At 37.5% G+C, this 21,012-nt stretch carries 21 protein-coding genes; 10 read left to right on the top strand and 11 right to left on the bottom strand.

Annotation, left to right across the window (positions count from 1 at the left end):
• Nucleotide 1: 1 nt before the first annotated feature.
• Nucleotides 2–1,354 (top strand): potassium transporter TrkG, encoded by a 1,353-nt coding sequence (locus MTO68_RS10830; RefSeq protein WP_004720769.1) that lies wholly within the window; start codon nt 2–4, stop codon nt 1,352–1,354.
• Between the two features lie 203 nt (nt 1,355–1,557).
• Here MTO68_RS10830 and zapE read toward each other — a convergent pair whose 3' ends face one another.
• Both zapE and MTO68_RS10820 read right to left on the bottom strand, forming a co-directional pair.
• On the bottom strand, nt 1,558–2,706 hold the full coding sequence (gene zapE / locus MTO68_RS10825; protein ID WP_004720770.1) for a cell division protein ZapE: 1,149 nt from the start codon (nt 2,704–2,706) through the stop codon (nt 1,558–1,560).
• 108 nt (nt 2,707–2,814) lie between these two features.
• Complete coding sequence (locus tag MTO68_RS10820) at nt 2,815–3,825, bottom strand: AraC family transcriptional regulator (RefSeq protein ID WP_244015877.1); 1,011 nt, start codon at nt 3,823–3,825, stop codon at nt 2,815–2,817.
• Nucleotides 3,826–3,979: 154 nt separating this feature from the next.
• On the opposite strand from MTO68_RS10820, the gene MTO68_RS10815 reads away from it, so the two are divergent.
• Nucleotides 3,980–5,503, top strand: a complete 1,524-nt coding sequence (locus MTO68_RS10815; RefSeq protein WP_244015876.1) for an NAD(P)/FAD-dependent oxidoreductase — start codon at nt 3,980–3,982, stop codon at nt 5,501–5,503.
• Between the two features lie 88 nt (nt 5,504–5,591).
• On the top strand, nt 5,592–6,500 hold the full coding sequence (locus tag MTO68_RS10810) for a lysine exporter LysO family protein (protein ID WP_034610237.1): 909 nt from the start codon (nt 5,592–5,594) through the stop codon (nt 6,498–6,500).
• Between the two features lie 204 nt (nt 6,501–6,704).
• Here MTO68_RS10810 and pyrF read toward each other — a convergent pair whose 3' ends face one another.
• Entirely contained in the window at nt 6,705–7,400 is a 696-nt protein-coding gene (gene pyrF / locus MTO68_RS10805) for an orotidine-5'-phosphate decarboxylase (RefSeq protein WP_004821273.1), read from the bottom strand.
• 103 nt (nt 7,401–7,503) lie between these two features.
• Nucleotides 7,504–8,052, bottom strand: a complete 549-nt coding sequence (locus MTO68_RS10800; RefSeq protein WP_004821271.1) for an XRE family transcriptional regulator — start codon at nt 8,050–8,052, stop codon at nt 7,504–7,506.
• A gap of 116 nt (nt 8,053–8,168) precedes the next feature.
• On the opposite strand from MTO68_RS10800, the gene MTO68_RS10795 reads away from it, so the two are divergent.
• The 3 genes from MTO68_RS10795 (at nt 8,169) to MTO68_RS10785 (ending at nt 10,690) form a co-directional block, all read left to right on the top strand.
• A complete protein-coding gene (locus MTO68_RS10795) occupies nt 8,169–8,831 on the top strand; it encodes an AzlC family ABC transporter permease (RefSeq protein WP_244015875.1) in 663 nt (220 codons plus the stop codon).
• A 1-nt stretch (nt 8,832) separates the two neighbouring features.
• Entirely contained in the window at nt 8,833–9,168 is a 336-nt protein-coding gene (locus MTO68_RS10790; RefSeq protein ID WP_034610229.1) for an AzlD domain-containing protein, read from the top strand.
• Nucleotides 9,169–10,249: 1,081 nt separating this feature from the next.
• Nucleotides 10,250–10,690 carry a fimbrial protein gene (locus MTO68_RS10785; RefSeq protein WP_244015874.1) on the top strand — a complete coding sequence of 147 codons (441 nt, stop codon included), beginning with the start codon at nt 10,250–10,252 and terminating at the stop codon, nt 10,688–10,690.
• A 39-nt stretch (nt 10,691–10,729) separates the two neighbouring features.
• On the opposite strand, the gene MTO68_RS10780 is transcribed toward MTO68_RS10785, so the two are convergent.
• Nucleotides 10,730–11,862 (bottom strand): IS3 family transposase gene (locus MTO68_RS10780; RefSeq protein WP_223235881.1). Its coding sequence is split into 2 segments (ribosomal slippage): nt 10,730–11,610 and nt 11,610–11,862, totalling 1,134 coding nucleotides; the frame shifts between segments, so codons are not numbered across the junction.
• A gap of 59 nt (nt 11,863–11,921) precedes the next feature.
• Here MTO68_RS10780 and MTO68_RS10775 point away from each other — a divergent pair.
• From MTO68_RS10775 to MTO68_RS10760, 4 genes are all read left to right on the top strand, one after another.
• Entirely contained in the window at nt 11,922–12,071 is a 150-nt protein-coding gene (locus MTO68_RS10775; RefSeq protein ID WP_244015873.1) for a hypothetical protein, read from the top strand.
• Nucleotides 12,072–12,158: 87 nt separating this feature from the next.
• Complete coding sequence (locus MTO68_RS10770) at nt 12,159–12,863, top strand: molecular chaperone (RefSeq protein WP_239045722.1); 705 nt, start codon at nt 12,159–12,161, stop codon at nt 12,861–12,863.
• 24 nt (nt 12,864–12,887) lie between these two features.
• Complete coding sequence (locus MTO68_RS10765) at nt 12,888–15,392, top strand: fimbria/pilus outer membrane usher protein (RefSeq protein ID WP_244015872.1); 2,505 nt, start codon at nt 12,888–12,890, stop codon at nt 15,390–15,392.
• Between the two features lie 15 nt (nt 15,393–15,407).
• Nucleotides 15,408–16,475: a fimbrial protein gene (locus MTO68_RS10760; protein ID WP_244015871.1), complete on the top strand. Its 1,068-nt coding sequence runs from the start codon at nt 15,408–15,410 to the stop codon at nt 16,473–16,475.
• 140 nt (nt 16,476–16,615) lie between these two features.
• Here the strand turns inward: MTO68_RS10760 and MTO68_RS10755 are convergent, their stop codons facing one another.
• From MTO68_RS10755 to tadA, 6 genes are all read right to left on the bottom strand, one after another.
• Nucleotides 16,616–16,981, bottom strand: a complete 366-nt coding sequence (locus tag MTO68_RS10755) for a lipopolysaccharide assembly protein LapA domain-containing protein (RefSeq protein ID WP_004821255.1) — start codon at nt 16,979–16,981, stop codon at nt 16,616–16,618.
• A gap of 21 nt (nt 16,982–17,002) precedes the next feature.
• Nucleotides 17,003–17,305 (bottom strand): integration host factor subunit beta, encoded by a 303-nt coding sequence (locus MTO68_RS10750; RefSeq protein ID WP_004720793.1) that lies wholly within the window; start codon nt 17,303–17,305, stop codon nt 17,003–17,005.
• A gap of 159 nt (nt 17,306–17,464) precedes the next feature.
• Nucleotides 17,465–19,147, bottom strand: coding sequence for a 30S ribosomal protein S1 (rpsA, locus tag MTO68_RS10745; RefSeq protein ID WP_004821252.1), 1,683 nt, complete (start codon nt 19,145–19,147; stop codon nt 17,465–17,467).
• A 118-nt stretch (nt 19,148–19,265) separates the two neighbouring features.
• Entirely contained in the window at nt 19,266–19,955 is a 690-nt protein-coding gene (gene cmk / locus MTO68_RS10740; RefSeq protein ID WP_004821249.1) for a (d)CMP kinase, read from the bottom strand.
• Nucleotides 19,956–19,966: 11 nt separating this feature from the next.
• Nucleotides 19,967–20,401, bottom strand: coding sequence for an SRPBCC family protein (locus MTO68_RS10735; RefSeq protein WP_004821248.1), 435 nt, complete (start codon nt 20,399–20,401; stop codon nt 19,967–19,969).
• Between the two features lie 86 nt (nt 20,402–20,487).
• Complete coding sequence (tadA, locus tag MTO68_RS10730) at nt 20,488–21,012, bottom strand: tRNA adenosine(34) deaminase TadA (RefSeq protein WP_034610219.1); 525 nt, start codon at nt 21,010–21,012, stop codon at nt 20,488–20,490.

Raw genomic sequence — 21,012 nt, 5'->3', positions numbered from 1 at the left:
TATGCGTTTATCTAAAAAAGAACTAATCAACAAAAAACACAACAGTATTAATCTCAGTCCACCGAGCTTACTTGCTTTAGGTTTTTTAAGCTTTATTATCATCGGAACATTGTTACTTAAACTTCCTTTTGCTAATCAAGGCAATTTGACATGGCTAGAGGCCCTGTTTACTGCCACGTCTGCTGTAACCATTACTGGGCTGTCTGTCGTCAATATTGGCGACTCCTTAACCACTTTTGGTCAAGTTGTGGTGATGATCCTGATCCAATGCGGCGGCTTAGGTTTTATGACGTTTGCAATCTTAGCTGCTTTGAGTCTTTCCTCAAAAGTTGGTATTCGGCAGCAAGTTATGGCACAGGAAACCATTGGTCAAACCAGTTTAGCCAAAGCAACCTTTACAGTAAAAGGGGTTTTTCTTTACTCATTGTTCTTTGAAGCGATTGGTACAGGGATTCTAACCATGGCTTGGTCACATCACTACGACCTTGAACATGCATTTTTCTACGCACTGTTTTATAGTATTTCTGCGTTTAACAATGGTGGATTTTCATTATTTCCCAATAGCTTAATGAGTTTCTCTGACCAGTATATGGTGACATTTACCATCAGTATGCTGTATATCATCGGTGGGATTGGTTTTGTTGTGTTGATGGATATTAAAAGAGCCAAGCGTTGGAAGAAACTCTCTACCAATAGTAAGTTAATTCTGTCTACGATTGCGGGCTTAAACCTTTTTGCCTTTATTGTTATTTGGGCAATAGAAGCGTCCAATCCTTTAACACTGGCTCCAATGTCTGTTGGTGATCAAGCTTTAAACGCGTGGTTCCATGCTACCGTACCTCGTTCATCAGGTTTTAACAGCTTGGAAGTCAGCAGCATGACCAATGCATCAACCTTAATTACCATGGTATTGATGTTTATTGGTGGTGGTTCTTTAAGTACTGCTGGTGGAATTAAAGTCGGCACATTTATTATTATGATTTTAAGTGTCATTACCTTCTTAAAACGTTCAGATGAAATTACCATTTTTGGGCATTCTGTTTCTCATCAGGCCACCTTTAAGGCAATGGCGGTCATTTCAATTACTTCACTGCTGATCCTGATTGGCTTTTTTACTCTACTGATCCTTGAGCCTGATAAAAAGTTTTTAGACTTATTATTTGAAGCCGTTTCTGCAGCTTGTACTGTCGGCTTATCACGCGGAATCACTGAAAATTTACATGCTGGCAGCCAAATTGCTTTAATTTGTCTAATGTTTGCTGGACGCTTAGGACCACTAACACTGGCTTATTTGATTGCTACACCGAATAAAAGTCGTGTTCGTCATCCAAATACTGAAATTCAGGTGGGTTAATTGTTTTTAGTCATCAGACGAATACAACTTAAATAGCTTTGTGGGATCATTTTAATCTTATCGCATATATCTAATATTGGCTGAGACTCCTTAAATAGATTGCTCAGACAATCCTTGCAAAATGCATACTGATGACAGTACCACCCATAAAAAAGCGATCTTATCAATGATAGGATCGCTTTTTTACATCTTTCTAAGAATGATTATTCTACTTCTAACTCACTATTGCCTTTAATCAAACGATGCTCTGACTGCAAATATTCATCTGATTGCATTTCGAGTAAACGAGAGCGTGTACGTTCAATTTCGAAAGCCAGCTTCTCTCCGTCATAAATCTCAATAATCGAGTCTTGAGATGTCAGTAGCAGTTTTACGCCACGGTCATAAAACTCATCTACCAGATAAATAAAACGACGTGTACCTTCTGACAACAAATCAGTTAAGTGCGGAACATTACTCACTAAAACAGTATTATAAATATTTGCAATTTCAATAAAGTCCGATGGGCTACGCGGTTTCATACAGAGTTCTCTAAACTCACACCACAATACATCTTCTGTATGGCCTAAAGTTTCAACAACACGGTTATTAATCGTAATTGGTTCTTCTGACACTGTCTGCGATGTGGTTAATGCATTAAAACGCTTTGCCATCCAGACTTTATTGTCATCTGTCAGTGGCGATTTAAACAATTGCGCTTGTTTTAATACCCGTAAACGATAGTCAACACCCGCATCAACATTCAATACCACACAATGTTTTTTTACCATTTCAATCGTTGGAATAAAACGATCACGATGGATTCCATTTTTATATAAACCATCTGGGGCAATATTGGATGTGGCAATCAAGGTAATGCCACGGGTAAATAATTTTTGGAATAAATCACTGAGAATCATTGCATCAGTTACATTTGATACAAAGAACTCATCAAAACAAATCACCACAGCTTCTTTATAAATTTGATCTGCAACGATATCTAAAGGATTACGCTGTCCAGAAAGCTTGTTTAACTCTTTATGCACAAATTGCATAAAGTGATGGAAATGCATACGGGTTTTACGGCGAAAAGGAATCGAATCGTAAAATTGATCCATGAGCCATGTCTTTCCACGCCCTACACCGCCCCACATATATACACCTCTCGGTGCAGTTTGACGGCGGAAACGACGAAAAGCTTTTTTTGATGCTTTATAACGATTGATCAATTCTTGCCATACCCGCTCCAACTCATGTACTGCTTGAGCCTGAGCATCATCTGGTAAAAACTGTCCAGATGACAATGCTTTTGCATAACGCTCAGCGGGTGATACGGGAGTAAATGCTGTTGAAGTTGTATTCTGATCTAACATATCATTTTGTTACTTTTAAAGGCTAAAGGAAGTATATCGAATATTCATTTTTGATAAATAAAACTTTGGGATAATTCTAACTCTATATCTCATATCAGCACTACCTGTTTATTTACCATATTGACGCGGGCTTTGCCCAAACCAACGTTTAAAAGCATGATTAAATGCAGCGGGTTCTGAGTAGCCGAGTAATTCCGCAATCACCTCAATTGAGTATTCCTTATATTCAATCAAGCGCAAAGCTTTGTGCTTAATCAGCTGTTCCCGAATTTGTTTATAGCTGGTATTTAATTGCTGCAACTGATGGCGTAAGGTTCTTTCAGGCACATTCAACGCCTGAGCCACTTCGGCCATCGAAGGAATAATCCCTTGCTGTAATTCCAAATAATCATTTACCCGTTGAATCAACGGCGCAATTTTCTGTTCTTCGGCATTCAATCGCTCGATTTCAGCAATACACTTGGCTTCGTAAACCCGATGTGTAATTGGATCTGCGGATGGAATCGGCAGTTGCATCACATCTTCATTGATCCAAAAAGCGGCTTTTTCACAATTAAAATGTAAATCTGAACCGTAATAATCATGATATTGCTTTAATACACTTAAATCCTGAGGCTGCTGAAAGGGTAACTCGATTCTCACGCTGGGCGCTGTAAGTCCCATCATTTTATAAATATCATCCAGAAATTTATAAGTTCCAGAGATTTCATATTGCGCTCTCAACAAACCCATTTCTGTTTCTAAATCTACAGGCTTATAGGTTAATGCGACTTGATGATCGCCTTTCTCAAGCCCTAAGACACCATATAAATAGGTTAAACCCTGATAATGCACACCATTTTGAATCGCATCACCAACATTACTACATGTCACCAAGAGCATAAGCAACGGGCCATAGCCCGCTAAAGAATAATGCTGGCCGATAAACAAGCCTGTTTCTGGCTGTACACCCTGCCCAATCACTTTTTGTATATCCCACTCTAAGCTGGGATGAATGATAGAGCTCGGATCAAGTGCATCTGCTTTGATCCCAATACTTGCAAGTCGTGAATCTACATCGATTCCAGCATTACGCATACCATGAATTAAATACATTAAACCGAGAATCGAGCGTTTCATTGGATCATCATTTGATTTCTACCCAAACTTTGTACTACAAAGTCGGTTTTTTGCAAATTGCCGAATATATCAATTTTTGTGTCAGTGCAATCATATTTCAAGCGCTGCATTTCCGATATTCTATGCAAAACTGGAAAAGTCAGAGCGAACTAAAATGAGTACAGCCCCTACGACTGAAGTAAAAACTCAATCAACGCAAGTTGCAATTATTGGATCTGGATTTGGTGGTTTAGCCATGGCAATCCGTCTATTGCAAGCCAATATTCATGATTTTATCATTTTAGAAAAAGCAGATAATGTTGGTGGTACATGGCGTGAGAACCAGTACCCAGGTGCGGCTTGTGATGTTCAATCACATATGTACTCGCTTTCCTTTGCAGCAAAAACAGATTGGTCAAAACGTTATGCCGAAGCGCCTGAAATTTTTGACTATATACAAGATTTAATTCAGCAATTCAATTTAAAGAAATACATCCAATTTAATCAAGAAGTGGTGTCTACACGTTATGATGAGCACAATTTCAATTGGCATTTAACACTAAAAAGTGGACAAAAAATTGATGCTCAATTTGTTATTTTTGCATCAGGGCCATTGCATGTACCACAGATTCCTAAAATTAAAGGGGTTGAAAAATTCAAAGGTGAAGTTTTCCATTCATCACACTGGAAGCATGACTATAATTTAAATCAAAAAAATGTAGCATCCATTGGTACTGGTGGTAGTGCAATTCAATATATTCCTGAAATTGCTGCAAAAGTTCAAAATCTTTATGTATTTCAAAGAACCCCTGCTTGGGTGATTCCTCGTGATGAACGCGCCTATAATGCACTTGATAAAAAACTATTTAGTCGCTTTGAATGGTTTAGAAAATTACACCGTGCTCGTTTGTACTGGTCAAATGAATCACGTGTCGTCCCCATTGTAAAACCACAAATCATGAAATATGGTCAGAAACTTGCTGAAGCTTATATAAAATTCCAAGTCAAAGACAAAGAAATCGCCAAAAAACTGACCCCTGATTATATTATGGGCTGTAAGCGCATTCTGATTTCCAACAAATACTTTCCAACATTTAATCGTAAAAATGTCGAATTAATCACCGATGGAATTCAGGAAATTACAGAAAATAGCATCATCACTAAGGATGGCAAAGAACGTCAAATTGATTGTTTAATTTATGGTACTGGTTTTATTACAGACCCACGCATCTATTTAAAATCATTCGATTGCTATGGTGAACACGGCGTTGAATTAAAAACCGCATGGAAAGACGGTGCAGAAAGTTTTTATGGGATCAGCACCAAAGGCTTTCCTAATCTATTTCAATTGCTTGGTCCAAATACCGTACTGGGTCATAACTCTGTAATTTTCATGATTGAATCTCAAGTGAATTATATTTTGCAATTGATTCAAATGGTTGCAAAAACACAGACGCAAGCGGTAGCGGTAAAAGCTGAAGTACAAGATCAATTTAATGAAGATGTACAGCAACAGCTTGCAGGCACGGTATGGCAATCAGGCTGTGTCAGTTGGTACCAACAAGATGGCGGTAAAAACTTTGCATTATGGCCAACCTATACCTGGAAATTTTGGCTCAACACCCGCAAAGTAAACCCAGCAGATTTTCGCTTATTAGGCCGTGAGCAAAGTGCCAAGCAAAAGTCAAAAGCTGCATAAACTTGCTTGATATTCTTCTATAAATTTTCAACCGCTTTTCTTCGCTTCGACTATAATAGATAGGTATCCATTGCCTATCTATTTTTTCATGCAATCACTTTGGCTTATTTTCCAACTTTTATTTTGTTTATGTTTAGGGTTTATTTTAGCCCGCAGAATTCCACAATCCATTGAAAAAATAGCTTTTAAAATACTGCCTTATTTTACCTATATTCTTTTAATTGCGATTGCAATGGAGTTTTCTCAAACAATTCATAATATTGCCAGCCCTGCACAGATTCTCACCAGTTCAATCACAATTGCATTCACCACATCAATGGGTGCATTTTTTTGTTGTTATCTAGTATTTACAGCGATTGGCTACAAACCATCACAAGGTAAAGTTTCTGCTGAATTATTGATGGGTTCATTACTCAACATCAGCTATGCATTTATTGCACTAGCTGTAGGTTATGGCTTAGCAGAGTTGGCCCACCTTTTCCATGTTCCACTACATGTCAGCACATGGAATTTACTTTTAGTTTACATGTTACTGATCGGCTTGGATCTGGCTTACTCGCCACTGGATCGTTCTTGGTTAAACTGGAAAATTATGCTGGTACCGATTGCCTGCGTGATTGGCTCACTATTGGGTGCTGTTGCGGCATTTTTCTTGATTCAAGACATCAGTATGAAAGATTTAATCATGCTATCGCAAGGTTACGGCTTCTATTCGATGACAGGGATTGTGGTGACTGAATTAAAGAATGCCCATCTGGGAAGTATTGCGTTAATGAACGATTTATTTAGGGAGATTTTTGCCATTTTATTTATGTATATGATTGGATGGCGTTATCCACGTTCAGCAATTTCTTCTGCTGGTGCAACCGCAATGGATGTCACCTTACCTATGGTGAAACAAGCTTGCGGCAATGATTATATTCCACATGCAATGGTCAGCGGTTTTGTTCTGTCAGTATTGGCGCCAATTGCGGTAAGTGTTCTGGCTGCACTTTAAAATTAAGTGCTGAATGTGGCATCCATCGTGCTTTATCTGACAAAATAGTAATACTGATCAATAGAATCACTGGAATAAAAAGTTTTTTAAACTTCTGAAAAAAAGATCTAGTAGCGCAGGTACACTACAGTGTATACACAGCAATTTTTATTATATAAATTAAAGAAATCACCCTCTTGATCAACTGAAAAAGAGGGTTTGTTTTTATAGAGTCGCTAAAATATCTTGCAGGGTTTTACTTGGATGTTCAGATTGAGTAATTGGACGACCAATTACTAAATGAGTAGAACCGTCAAGCATGGCCTGCTTAGGCGTTACAATACGCTTTTGATCATCTGCATTTGCACCAGCTGGACGAATCCCTGGTGTTACCAAAGCAAATTCAGCACCCAAATCCTGACGTAACATTTTGGCTTCCTGAGCCGAGCATACCACGCCATCCAAACCACTCTGTTGCGTCAATTTAGCCAGACGTTTCACTTGTTCAAATGGCTCTATGTCTAAACCAATATCACGCAAGTCTTCACGTTCCATTGAAGTAAGTACAGTAACCGCAATCAATTGAGTTTTATAGTTACCTGCTTTTAAGCGTTCTACGCAAGTTTCCATCATTCTACGCCCACCTGAAGCATGGACATTGACCATCCATACGCCCAAATCAGCCGCAGCACAAACTGCCTGCGCAGTTGTGTTCGGAATATCATGAAATTTTAAATCGAGGAATACTTCAAAGCCCTTATCATGTAGTGCTTTCACAACCAGAGGGCCTTCATGGGTAAATAATTCTTTACCGACTTTTAAACGACATAGTGATGGGTCAAGCTGATCAGCAATTGCTAGGGCGTCATATTGGCTTTTTGCATCTAAGGCAACAATAATACTCACGAATCTCAGTTCCATCACATAAATTTGCGCTCATTATAAAGTGATTCACGCCATGTACAAAGCCAGAAAATCGACTTCAGCACAAAACAATCAACTATTCTTAGATCTTGCTCATAATTTATCTCTGCTCTGAGATCAAAATTGCACGTGTGTCTTGCTCCAGTGCTTCAAAAATATGCGCTTGATCTGCTGGATAGGAAATATAGTCCCCTGCTTGAAGTAACTCAGCACTGTCTAATAAACCGACTTTGGCAGAGCCCTGCATGATAATAATATGCTCCACACTGCCAATAGGATGCGGTTTACTGCAACGCGGCTCACCCGGTTGGGTTGTAAGCATATACACGTCTCGTCGTGCATTGGGTGGGCATGTCGCCAACAAAACAGCCTGATAATTTGATATTTCAGAAACAACTGAAGCGCCCTCGCCATAACGAATCACTTGTGTAGCTTGGGTTTGTGCTTCCATAAGTTTGGCAAATGGAATATTTAAAGCCACGCAAAGTGCCCATAAAGTTTCTAGACTCGGATTACCCTGCCCAGATTCAAGTTGCGAAAGTGTGGATTTCGCAATGCCTGCACGTCGAGCAACTTCTCCCAAAGATAATGCAGCACTTTTTCTTTCTTTTTGCAGATTATTTGCAATGATTTCAATTGGTATAGACATTACCCTTCCAAAAAATACGATCGTTCGATTTGACGAACAACAATAATAAAACTATTATAACAAATGATCGTTCACTTTATCGAACGATCTTATTACCCCAAGCAAGGCTCATCTCAATGAAGTATAAAGAAATAAAAAATTTACCCAAGCCCCTGATAAAATCAATCATGATTCTCTGCATCGCAACCGCATTGATCGGGATTTCATTAGGTACGCTTGCAGTCAATTATCAACTGCCGATCTGGATACCTTTACTACTTTCAATCTGTGTCTTGGCTGGTGCTGCCGAGTTTACTTTCATTGGCATGATTGCTACTGGAAGCAGTCCGATTACAGCTGCGATTGTCGGATTACTGATTAATTTACGACATCTGCCTTTTGGTTTAGCGATTACCCATTTTATAGAAAAAAATAAATTAAAATATTTTGCTACACATATTATGAATGATGAAAGTGTTTTATTTGGTTTAAGCCAATCTTCAAATGAACTAAAACTGAGTGCTTATTGGCTGTGCGGTATCGGAATTTTATTTGCTTGGCCCATAGGCGTTTTAAGCGGTTATATATTGGGAAGTCATTTAGCTTATGCAAAATTACTGGGTATCGATACGATTTTTCCTGTCGTACTGTTTGCACTTACCTTTAAAGCATTAAAAAGAAAATCTGCTCGAAAATCGGCAATGACTGGTGCAGTCATCAGCCTCGCTACTTTTCCATTTCTACCCTTAGGGATTCCGATACTTATGTCATTATTTGGCTTGCTTGTAGGAAGAAAATAACATGCATCAGCAATTTATCATTTTAATCGGGATCATGCTGCTGGCGATGGGGACTTATCTGATCCGATATGCAGGACTTTCACTCGGCCAATATTTTACGATCACTCAACAACGCGAGCAACTTTTTAATGATGCCGCAACAACTTTACTGTTTTCTATTGCGATTCTCAGCACTTTTTTTGAAGGTGCGGATTGGGCAGACTTAGGCAAAATCATGGGGGTATTGGTAGGCTTATTTCTGATTTGGAAAAACCACTCACTTATCACGACAATTGTAATAGCAATGCTGGTCACCACAATATTCCGCTTTGCTGAATTTTTCTGGTTAGCCCAATAGAATTGTTAAAGCTTACAAAAAGCGTTTTACAACAATCAAAGCGCTTTTTTTAACAGCATAATGCAAGTATTACGCATGCTTAATTATTGATTAAAGATAATGTTTTAATCTCTATGCTTATTTTTTATGGATACTTAATCAATCAATCTTAAAGCGCTTAAAATTCATTTTATATTTGATCATTGTGAAACACGTCACTCACTCCAACAAATAAAAAAACAAAACACAGTCTTCTATTTATCATTCTTTATGCTTACAACAGATAAATTCTTTTTCATATATTTAAAAACCTATAAAAACTTAAAACAATATTAAATTAAAATTATATTTTTCTCATTCATTGCATCCATGTTTACACTAAATTTTTTATTTTTAATTTATCTATCTGCGCTATTTCTAAATATATTCTTTATAACTAAACAAACATTACATCATAACTAAACAATCAATCTCTTTGATAAATCAAAAAAGTAATTATATTAAGTGAAGCAAAGTCGCATTAAAAAACCTTCTGTTTTTAAAAGCAATCTAGGATGAACGCGATTTTATGTTGATTTAAGCATTTAAAAATAATTTACAAATAAGCTAAATAAATATTAAAGAAAATCCTTTAAATTCAATCTTATAAAATTTATTGATGAAAATGATCAATTACAGTGCAGCGTATTAAAATAAAATCCAATATTTAATTAACCATGATAATAAATTATTTTAGAAAATCTTAAAAACATACTCACGCTTAATATAAGCAGATCAAAATAATTTGCTATAATATGACGTTATTCACAAAAAGTGACATTTTTTGTCACTTTTTGGTAAACAGAACCAAATTTTCCTTTAATTAAATAAACATGTTAATTATAAATATACTCTTGTATTTAAATAATAAAAAACAAATCTAAAACAAATAACATTATATTGTGCTTATAAGATAAAAATAATGTGATATTTGTCTCTTTTTTTCATTGTTTTTATTTAGGAAAAATTTATAGTAGCCCTTATTGTTTAGCTCCTAAACACTTCCCCTTTATTAGGAAAGTACCAGTAAAGGGCAAATCAACGCAGTATTGAGAGAAATTCTATGAAAAATATTCAATTGGGTTTAGCGATCATTGGCTTAGGTTTAGCATCTTCAACAGTTTTTGCGGCTGCTGATGGTACAGTAACAGTTACAGGTAAAATCGTTGATCAAACCTGTACAGTTGGTGGTACTGCTGGTAACTACACTGTTGTTTTACCGACTGTAGGTAAATCAACTTTAGCGACAGCGGCGACAACAAATGGCGACACTAAATTTACGATTAATTTAACAGCATGCCCTGTAGGTAATGTGGGTGTTTATTATGACAATACCAATGCAAATATTAATACTGCAGGTCGTCTAAACAACACCGTAACCACTGGCGGTGCAACAAACGTAAATATTCAATTATTAAACTCTGCAAAAGCAGTGATTGACCTAACTAAAGATCGTACAGGTCAAAACATTGTGACTTCAAAAGAGGTGGTCCCACATGTTTGAACAACTAAAAGCTTATTTATAAGTGATACTCTGCTCTAGTTAAGCTACCTTATTTTGTTGTGGTAGCTGGTCATAGTAAAACTCATCTGGAGTCATTTTGTCCAGACTCGAATGAGGTCGTTTCAAATTATAAAATTCAAAATATGCGTTTAATTGCTTCTTCGCATCCAAAACATTGCTGTAGGCTTTGAGATACACCTCTTCATATTTAACGCTCCGCCATAATCGTTCAACCATCACATTATCAACCCATCGACCTTTACCATCCATACTGATTTGAATGCCATTTGATTTCAATACATCAATAAATGCATCACTGGTAAACTGACTGCCTTGGTCTGTATTAAATATTTCAGGTCGACCATATTTTTCAATAGCTTCATTTAATGTTTCTATGCAAAATGTAACCTCCATACTAATCGATACTCTATGCGCAAGTACCTTGCGGCTATGCCAATCAATCACAGCACATAAATAAACAAAGCCTTTTGCCATAGGGATATACGTTATATCCGTAGACCACACTTGATTACTGCGCTGAATAGCCAATCCTTTGAGCAGATATGGATATTTGCGGTGAGCTTGATTAGCCTGGCTTAAATTTGGTTTGCAATATAACGCATTAATGCCCATTTTCTTCATTAAAGTACGTGTATGACGTCGTCCTATATGATGTCCTTGACGATTCAACAAATCACGCATCATCCGGCTACCTGCAAAAGGGTATTGCATATGTAACTCATCCATACACCGCATTAGCTTCAGATCTGATGCACTCACAGGTTTTGGGCGATAGTAATAACAACCACGGGAGACTTTCAGCAGCTGAGCTTGCTTAGATACTGAAATCTGAAGTGAGTCATCGATTAACTTTTGTGGTTGAAGCGGCCCAGTTTCTTCAACACACCTTCTAAAAAATCAATTTCTAATGCCTGCTCACCGATTTTTGCATGTAGTTTTTTTAGATCGATGGGTGGTTCTGTTGGAGCTTTTGATTGATCGAAAGCTTGCGAGGAAGCTGAAATCAGTTGATTTTTCCAGTCGATAATTTGGTTTTGATGAACATCAAATTCAGCACTCAATTCAGCAAGTGTTTTTTCTGCTTTAATCGCAGCAAGTGCTACCTTAGCTTTAAAATCATTTGAATGATTTCTTCTTGGTCTACGTGCCATAAAATACTCCATATATTGATGTTTATAACATCATTTGGGGAGCAAAATATCACTTATAAGTGTTGTTCAAATTTCCTGATCCACCTCTAAATGTTGCAACTGCAAACGGTTCTGCAAATCTTGATTTTTATGCACGTTACTATGCAACAGGTGCAACAACTGCTGGTGATGTAAGCACGACTGCAACTTACTATGTTGTATATCAATAATTAAACATTTGGGTCTGTAAGTTTTTTAAACAGGTCTGGTTAATTTTCACATCTTAACCAGACTTGCATCTCCCCAAGGGTCTTTCAATGAAAAAACCATTTTTTATTTCTAGCTTGTTAATGCTCAGTACTTTGATCACATCCGCGCATGCTGGTATTGTGATTACAGGTACCCGTGTAATTTACCCAAGTGATAAAGAATTTGTATCTGTGCAATTAACCAATGTAGGTGATCAAATTGCATTAGTACAATCATGGGTGGACAGTAAAGACATTATTGCAGATCCAACCACAACCCAAGCCCCATTTATTGTTACCCCTCCGATAACGACGATTGAAGCAGCGAAAGGACAATCTTTACGCGTCATTTTCAATCAAAAACAAAAGCTTGCTACTGATCGAGAAACATTATTTTGGCTTAACGTGCTTGATATCCCTGCCAAGCCAACAGCTGAAGCAAATTATTTACAATTTGCGATACGTAATCGCTTAAAACTGTTTTACCGACCAACTGGCATCAAAATGGAACAGCAACAAGCGTTTCAAAAAGTTGAAGTACAGCGTGTAAACAGCCAACTACAAATCAATAATCCAACACCTTATTACTTAAATTTTGGTAAATCGAATCTGGTTTTAAAAAATGGTACGCCAAGCGAAATTAAAAATCTAAGCTTTATAGAACCGTTTTCAAAACAACAAATTGAGGTCGAAAATTTATCAGACGCTAAGTCCGTACAGCTTTATTTAATCAATGACTACGGCAGTTTATCGACAATAGAGAAACAGTTTTAATCTAAATTATTGGGAGAATTGTGCTTGAAACATTTCACACTTAGGTATAGTGTTTTGGCGCTAAGTCTATATCTATGCAATCAAAATGTTATAGCGCAAGCACCACAATTCGATAATAGTTTTTTATACGGCCAAAATTCTAAAACCATTGATCTTGAAAAGTTTGTTTCAAGCGATAAAGTCGCGCCAAATGATTACATCCTCGATATTTACCTAAATGATCGTTATATCACCCGCTCTATTGTGCATATTTCAGATGATCCCGAATCACCTGAAAAGCAACGTTATTGTATTCCACGCAGTACTGTTAAGCAGCTTGATTTCAATCATAAACTTATCGATTTAGATAAAGTCACTGGTGACTGTATCGATACACGCTTAATGAATCATGTCGTGTTCTGGAAGCTGAATATAGCGGAACAACGAGTGGATGTTTCAAGCCCTCAATCGATGTTAAATGAACGACCATTTGGCTATATAGATCCATCACTTTGGGAAACTGGTGGAAATAGCGCTTTTCTCAAATATTACTACAATTACTATAATTCAAATTATGGTCAGGACAATAAACAAGATTCTAGCTTTCTGAATATTAATTCTGGTATCAATATTGATGATTGGCAATTCCGTCATTCTGGTAGTACTAGTATGGGAGACAGCAATCATTCAGGCCAATATACCAGCTATGAAAACAAGCTTATGCGAGTACTACCTAGTTTAAAAACTCAGCTTACTCTTGGTGATTTCTATACCAATACCAAAACCATCAATAGTAATTCGAGTATCGCCATTCGTGGGGTACAACTTGCCAGCGATGACAGAATGCTTCCGGTTTCATTGCAAAGTTACGCACCCACAATTTCAGGTTATGCAAAAAGTAATGCTTTAATACGCGTTCGCCAAAATCAACAAATTATTATGGAACGCACTGTTCCTGCCGGCGCATTTAATATTACAGACCTCCAAACACCTGGGACGGGTGGTACATTAAATGTAGATATTATTGAAGCAAATGGTGAAATCCGTAGTTTTGATTTGCCTTATAATAATTTTATTCAATCTATCCGCGCAAAGCAGTATCGTTATCAAATTGCAGCAGGTACTTTTCGTCAAAATAGCAAATCCTATGATGAGAAGTTAATCAATGCATCTTTTGATTATGGATTAAATGATTTTATCTCAGTGAGCAGTTCAGCGCTGGTCAGTGATCATTATCAATCCTATATTCTAGGAACCGCGTTAAATACCAAACTCGGTGGTATCGCTTTAGAAAGTAATTTTGTTAAAGCAGATATTAACCAATCCAACCAAAATTTAGACAGTTCTTTGCTTACGCTGCGCTATAACCTTGCTCTAAACGGTGCAAAAACAAATATCAGTTTAAACAGTACTGTTTATGGAAATGATCAATATTATTCCTTCGATGAAGCTATGCAGAATCGTTATATTCAAAACAACAGTTCTGCATTAGTACTTAATGGTCGGCCCAAGTCATCAAACTATATTCAACTGAGCCAGAACCTAGGTCATCAGTTTGGTGCTGTTTCAGCCAGTTTTTCACAGTATGAATTCTGGCATCAAATCAATACACAAAAATTTTATCAAATTAGCTATAGCAATAGTTATAAAGGCATCAGTTACTATGTGGGTATGCAACATACTCAAAATGATCAATACAAGTTAGATAAAGACACTCAATACTTTGTGAATGTGAATATTCCTCTATCGTTTAAAAAGAAAAATAGTAATTTACGCCTAAGTAGTGAAGTCTATCCAGATAATAATGCACTCAATACCAATCAAGTCGGCATATTTGGAAATTTAGGTGAAAATCAGCAGTTCGGCTATAACTTCAATTATTCAAATAGTAAAGATAAAGATCTCTTCAGCAGTTCTTTGAGTTATCGAACCAATCCGGTTTATTTAGCATCGACTTATGCAACCGACTTTGATCAACAACGTCAATACTCTTTACAAGCTCAAGGTGCAATTGTTGCACATCAACACGGCATTACCTTAGCCAATGATTTAAATGATACTTTTGCAATTATTCATGCCAAAGGTTTAGAGGGAACCAGCCTCTCCAATGGAAATAATATTAAAATTGATCGCTGGGGCAATGCGATTATTCCCTATCTAAATCCTTACCAATACAATAGTATCAACTTAAACCCAAATACAATTCCATTAAATACCGATGTTGATGCAACCCAATTGCAAGTTGTACCTAAATCGAACGCAAGTATTTTAGTGGATTTTAAAGCGTTAAAAACCACAAAAGCCTTAATTGAACTTAAACACGCAAATGAAGTGCTCATTCCAATGGGTGCTCAAGTGAAAGATGCTTTGGGTAATGCAGTGACTACAGTAGGACAAGGTCAGCAAATTTTTATGCAAAATATAAATCCTGGACGCTATAGCGTCTCTTGGAGTAATACTGATTCTTGTCAATTCGATATTTCAAAAGAAATATTGCAACAAAGTAAAACTCAAATCCCTTTTGCAAGCTTTAGCCTAAATTGCAAATAAGCACGGAGTAATTTTATGCTGAAATATAAATTGTTATTTATGTTATCTACACTCCCTGCAAGTTTTGCAGTATTTGCAGATTGCAGTGTAGGCAGCAATTTCACCAGCGGCTATAGCATGCCAACGATGAATGCCAGTACCATGAATATCAATAAATATGAAGGGACATCAGTACAGTCCAATGTATATTCCCGCGAAGTTGCTTCAGCAAATTTTGATATTTTCCGTGTTTACACTGGATGTACTGTTGGCACAAATAGAACCATTTTTGGGAATGTTTTTGCTGCCAATGTGACTCCTTATGATGCCAATATTTCGCGTTTAAATGCTTACCCAGCTTTAGGGATTAAAGTTGAAATGGGCGATGCACCGGCGAGTGGTACATTAAAAACACTAAATACCACTGAATTAGCAATTTATAGTTATAGTGGTGATACGCATGGTGTAAAAATGAGGGTGACATTATATGTTTTACCTAGAACATCAACAATGACCTCATACCCCACAACGATCAATGTTTCGAATCTAAGAATAGCAACCATCAGTTTAAGACGTGTTAGTGATAATGTTCTTATTCCTGCAAATACACAAATTCCCGTATATTTAAATGCAACAGTCAATATCTCTGAATCCACATGCTCACTGAGTCAAAGTAGCTACACCATTGCACTGCCTGATGTTAGTGTACGAAACTTGGGTTTAGTCGGAAATGAGACCGCATTAAGCTCAAGCAATACAGCAACCCTCAGTATAAATTGTGCAAATTTAAATGATGGCGCAGGTCGTGAAATAAAGGCTTATACCACGGATGCCTTAAATCAATCCAATGCAACAAATATATTAGAGAATCAAGTCGGTGCAGGTTATGCGACCGGTGTAGGTATTCGTTTACGTGATAAAAATAATGCGATAATTAGTCTAGATCCAAACCAATCAAAGAGCACCAACAAATGGACCTTTGGTAATTTAAGCACTGCTCAGCTGATTCAACATGTGATTAAAGCCAATTACGTAAGAACAGCAAATACGGTGACACCTGGTCTGGTCAGATCTCAAGCTTATTTAAATATCGTATATGATTAAAAAATAGCGAACTTATATTCTTTTATTTGTTTGATGATATTGAACAAAGTTTTTGATGTTGAATAATCGACACAGTCAAAAATCATTACCAACAAAAAAGCGCTTTACACTGATGGTAAAGCGCTTTTTTATCATAATGATTAAAGCGTATTGATATTCTTATTTTCTGGTTGAATATCTAATACTGTCTTTTCATGACGAGCACTTGCGGCAGCTTCAGCAGCGGCCAATTGTGCTGTCTGTATTTGTTCTTTTCGGAGATGATCAATATCTTTACGAAGACGCTTAACTTCCCATGCGTTTTGGAATACACGGAAAACCTGTACACCAAGCAACAATCCAAGAACAATCCCAAGCACTAAAGTTAATAGTAGCAATAACCCTAAACGCATTGCTGGTACTTGAGTAAACAATAAATCTACAGGTAGTTCAGCTGGATTCTGCAAGACTAATGCTAAAGCATAACCAAAGACTACCAGTAGTAATGCAACTAAGAAATAGCGCATACTCACCTCATTCGAATTTTATTAATTAGCAGATTCGTTTACTGCATCACGGAGTGCTTTACCAGGTTTAAAGTGAGGTACAGCTTTTGCTGCAACTTCTACTGATTTACCTGTTTTAGGATTACGACCCACACGTGGCTCACGGTGATGTAAAGCAAAACTACCAAACCCACGAATTTCAATACGGTCATCTGAAGATAATGATGCAATCATTTGATCGATCATAATCTTAACTGCTTCTTCGACTAATGGCTCTGCTAAATGCGGATTTTTAAGAGCAATTCTTTCTATTAAGTCAGACTTATTAAGTGCTTCAGTTGTCATTTAAGACCTCATTAATTTTAATGCTAATTGATATACACCAGATAATATCCTTTTTAAATACAAAAAGGTAGCGCAGTAATCATATACTACGCTACCTTTTACACTATTTGAATAAAAAATATTAATTAATTACATTAAATAATACTTCTTAACAATCACTTAGTGGTTCATCTGTGCTTTGATCAAATCACCAATTGTCTTAGGACCATTGTCTTGACCAGTAGGCGCAGTTGTAGTTTTCAAGTTTGCTACAGCTTCTTTCTCTTCAGCTTCGTCTTTTGCTTTAATCGACAAGTTGATAGAACGTGATTTACGATCTACATTGATGATTTTAGCTTCAACTTCTTGACCAACTTCTAAGAATTTAGTTGCATCTTCAACGCGATCGCGGTTGATTTCAGATGCTTTCAAAGAAGCTTCAACTTCGTCAGCTAACTTAATTGTTGCGCCTTTAGCATCAACAGCAGTTACTGTACCTTTAACCAACGCACCGCGTTCGTTAGCAGCTAAGAAGTCATTGAACGGATCGCTGTTCATTTGTTTGATACCAAGACTGATACGGTTGCCTTCAGCATCTACAGACAAGATAACTGCTTCAACTGTATCACCTTTCTTGTAACGACGAATAGCGTCTTCGCCTTGTTCGTTCCAAGAAATATCAGACAAGTGAACTAGACCATCGATACCGCCAGGTAAACCGATGAAGATACCGAAGTCAGTGATAGACTTGATCGTACCAGAAACTTTTTCACCTTTGTCGTGTGACTTAGAGAACTCTTCCCATGGGTTCGCACGAGTTTGCTTGATACCCAATGAAATACGACGACGTTCTTCATCAACTTCAAGAACCATAACATCAACTTCATCACCAATCTGAACAACTTTAGATGGGTGGATGTTTTTGTTAGTGTGATCCATTTCTGAAACGTGTACTAAGCCTTCAACGCCTTCAGCGATTTCAGCAAAACAACCGTAGTCAGTTAAGTTTGTAACACGTGCTTTAACGATAGAACCTTTAGGATAACGGTTCATGATCGCTAACCATGGATCTTCGCCTAATTGCTTAAGACCTAAAGATACACGATTACGTTCTTTGTCAAACTTAAGTACTTTAACAGTAACTTCTTGACCCACTTCAACAACTTCTGAAGGGTGTTTGATGCGTTTCCAAGCCATATCTGTGATATGTAGAAGACCATCAATACCGCCAAGGTCAACGAATGCACCGTAATCAGTAAGATTTTTGATCGTACCAGTAACTGTTTGGCCTTCTTCCAATTGAGAAAGAAGCGCTTCACGGTCAGCTGAAGATTCAGCTTCCATTACAGCACGACGAGATACAACAACGTTGTTACGTTTAGCATCAAGTTTGATTACTTTGAATTCTAACTCTTTGCCTTCAAGGTGAGTTGTATCACGAATAGGGCGAGTATCTACCAATGAACCTGGTAAGAATGCACGAACTGGACCGATGTCAACAGTGAAACCGCCTTTAACCTTACCAGAAATAACACCAGTAACGATTTCGCCGTCTTCAAAGATTTTTTCAAGTTTAGTCCAAGTTTCAGCACGTTTCGCTTTTTCACGTGATAAAACTGTTTGACCCATACCGTTGTCAAGCGCTTCAACAACAACATCAACTTCATCGCCAACTTGAACTTCAAGTTCGCGTTGTTCGTTTAAGAATTCTGAACGTGCAACAACACCTTCAGATTTAAGGCCAGTGTCAACAGTAACCCAGTCAGAGTCGATGCTAACAACGATACCTTTAATAACGGCACCTTTGTCGATATTGAGAGTTGATTCGCTTTCTTCAAAGAGGGCTGCAAAAGATTCGGTCATGATATACCTAGTAAAGTCAACGGTCTTGGATCAGACAAGGCCGGTTTAGTTAAGCCATCCACATAGTCCGTATAAACTGATCAAGCTATGCTTTGGCTAATATTTGGTTAAATATTCTTTATTTAGCTAAATGTAACTCGACATAATCAGTCATCAGTTTAAACACTTCATCGATGTTCATTTCTGAGCTATCAATGATATAAGCGTCTTCTGCTGGCTTGAGTGGAGCGACTGTGCGTTCCATATCTCTTTTATCTCGAGCTTGTATATTTGCTAAAATGTCGCTTATTTTAACATCCAGCCCCATTCCCTGCAACTGTTTTACACGACGCTCTGCACGGGACTCAGCTGAGGCAGTGAGATAAATCTTTGCTTGTGCTTGTGGAAAAATAGAAGTGCCCATATCACGCCCATCGGCAACCAAGCCAGGCAACTGGGCAAAAGCATGTTGTCGATCTACCAATGCCGCTCTAAGCGCTGGAATTGCTGCGACTTTTGAAGCAAATTCACCAACGCGTTCAGTACGAATCGTTTGTGAGACATCTTCACCATCCAACAAAATCATGATTCCGTTGTCAGCACTCTTAAATACGATATCTAAATTTGTTGCAATCGTCACACTTTGTTGCAATACAGATTCAGTGTCTAATGCGTCCAACAATTCTTTTTGATGCAATGACAATCCAAGCAAACGATACAGCGCACCAGAGTCTAATAAATGGAATTGATAGTGATGCGCAAGCTTTGCTGCAAGTGTTCCTTTACCAGAACCACTTGGCCCATCGATTGTGATAATTTGAATTGTCATTGAATTTCCAATTAAGCTACAGACTTAGCAAGTTTCTTAAATCCAAGTGTAATCGCTAGTTTAAGCTGTGCAAGTATTAATTTACTCACAAATGGTGCACGTGCTTGTAATTCGATCGTATAGTCAACACGCGTTTTGTTTGCAGCAAGCGCTGTAAACTCAATAATTCCAATATGATGTTTAATCAATGGATTGTTAATTAACTTATATTCGATACGTTTATTGACATCCAGATGCGTAATTTGCTCTTGAATCGGCTTGATCGGACCGAACCCCATACGACGGATAGAACCCAATCCATCTGGGCGTTCAGGATCAGCAGCATCTTTTACCCGTACAACTTGAATGGGAGCAAAAGCCACATTATAGGTTGAATGTTTTGATAACAAGTCAAAGACCTGATCGATTGGTGCATTAAACTCTTGTTTTACTTGAATAGAATTCATTGTTATACCCTTTTAAACTTTAACTATATTTTTAAAACCCTTATTTTGACAATTTTCATTGTCACTAAAATCTTGTGTATTCTAGATCATTTTAATGAGTCATTTAAGGTCTTTTGTTGTAACTTTAATTGTTTTTTTTGCTCACGGCGCATTTTAAAAAAATCAGACAGTTGGCTTGAGCACTGCGTTTGTAAACAACCACCTTCAAACTGAAATATATGATTGTAATAGCCAATCTCTAACAGTTGACGACTACTGATGAGTGAACCCGCTTTAGGTTCGGTCGCACCAAAAACCACACGTTTGATTCTTGCATGAATTAATGCGCCGACACACATGGTACAAGGTTCAAGTGTAACGTATAACGTTGCATCTTCTGGTAGGCGATAATTTTCAATCTTTTGACACGCATTGCGCAGTGCCTGAATTTCCGCATGGGCTGTTGGATCATGCTGAGCAATCGGTTGATTATAACCTTCACCGATGACTTGGCCCTGACTTACAATCACAGCTCCTACTGGAATTTCACCGATAGATGCAGCAAATGCAGCTTGCTCTAAAGCCAGCTGCATCCATTGTTGATCTATGTAGTGTTGAGTTTCTTCAGTCAT

Origin of the sequence: Acinetobacter sp. NyZ410 (assembly GCF_022828975.1) — a bacterium.
Taxonomy (GTDB): Bacteria; Pseudomonadota; Gammaproteobacteria; order Pseudomonadales; family Moraxellaceae; genus Acinetobacter; species Acinetobacter guillouiae.
Note: the sequence above shows the minus strand (reverse complement) of the source record. Positions and strands in the feature narration are given on the sequence as shown.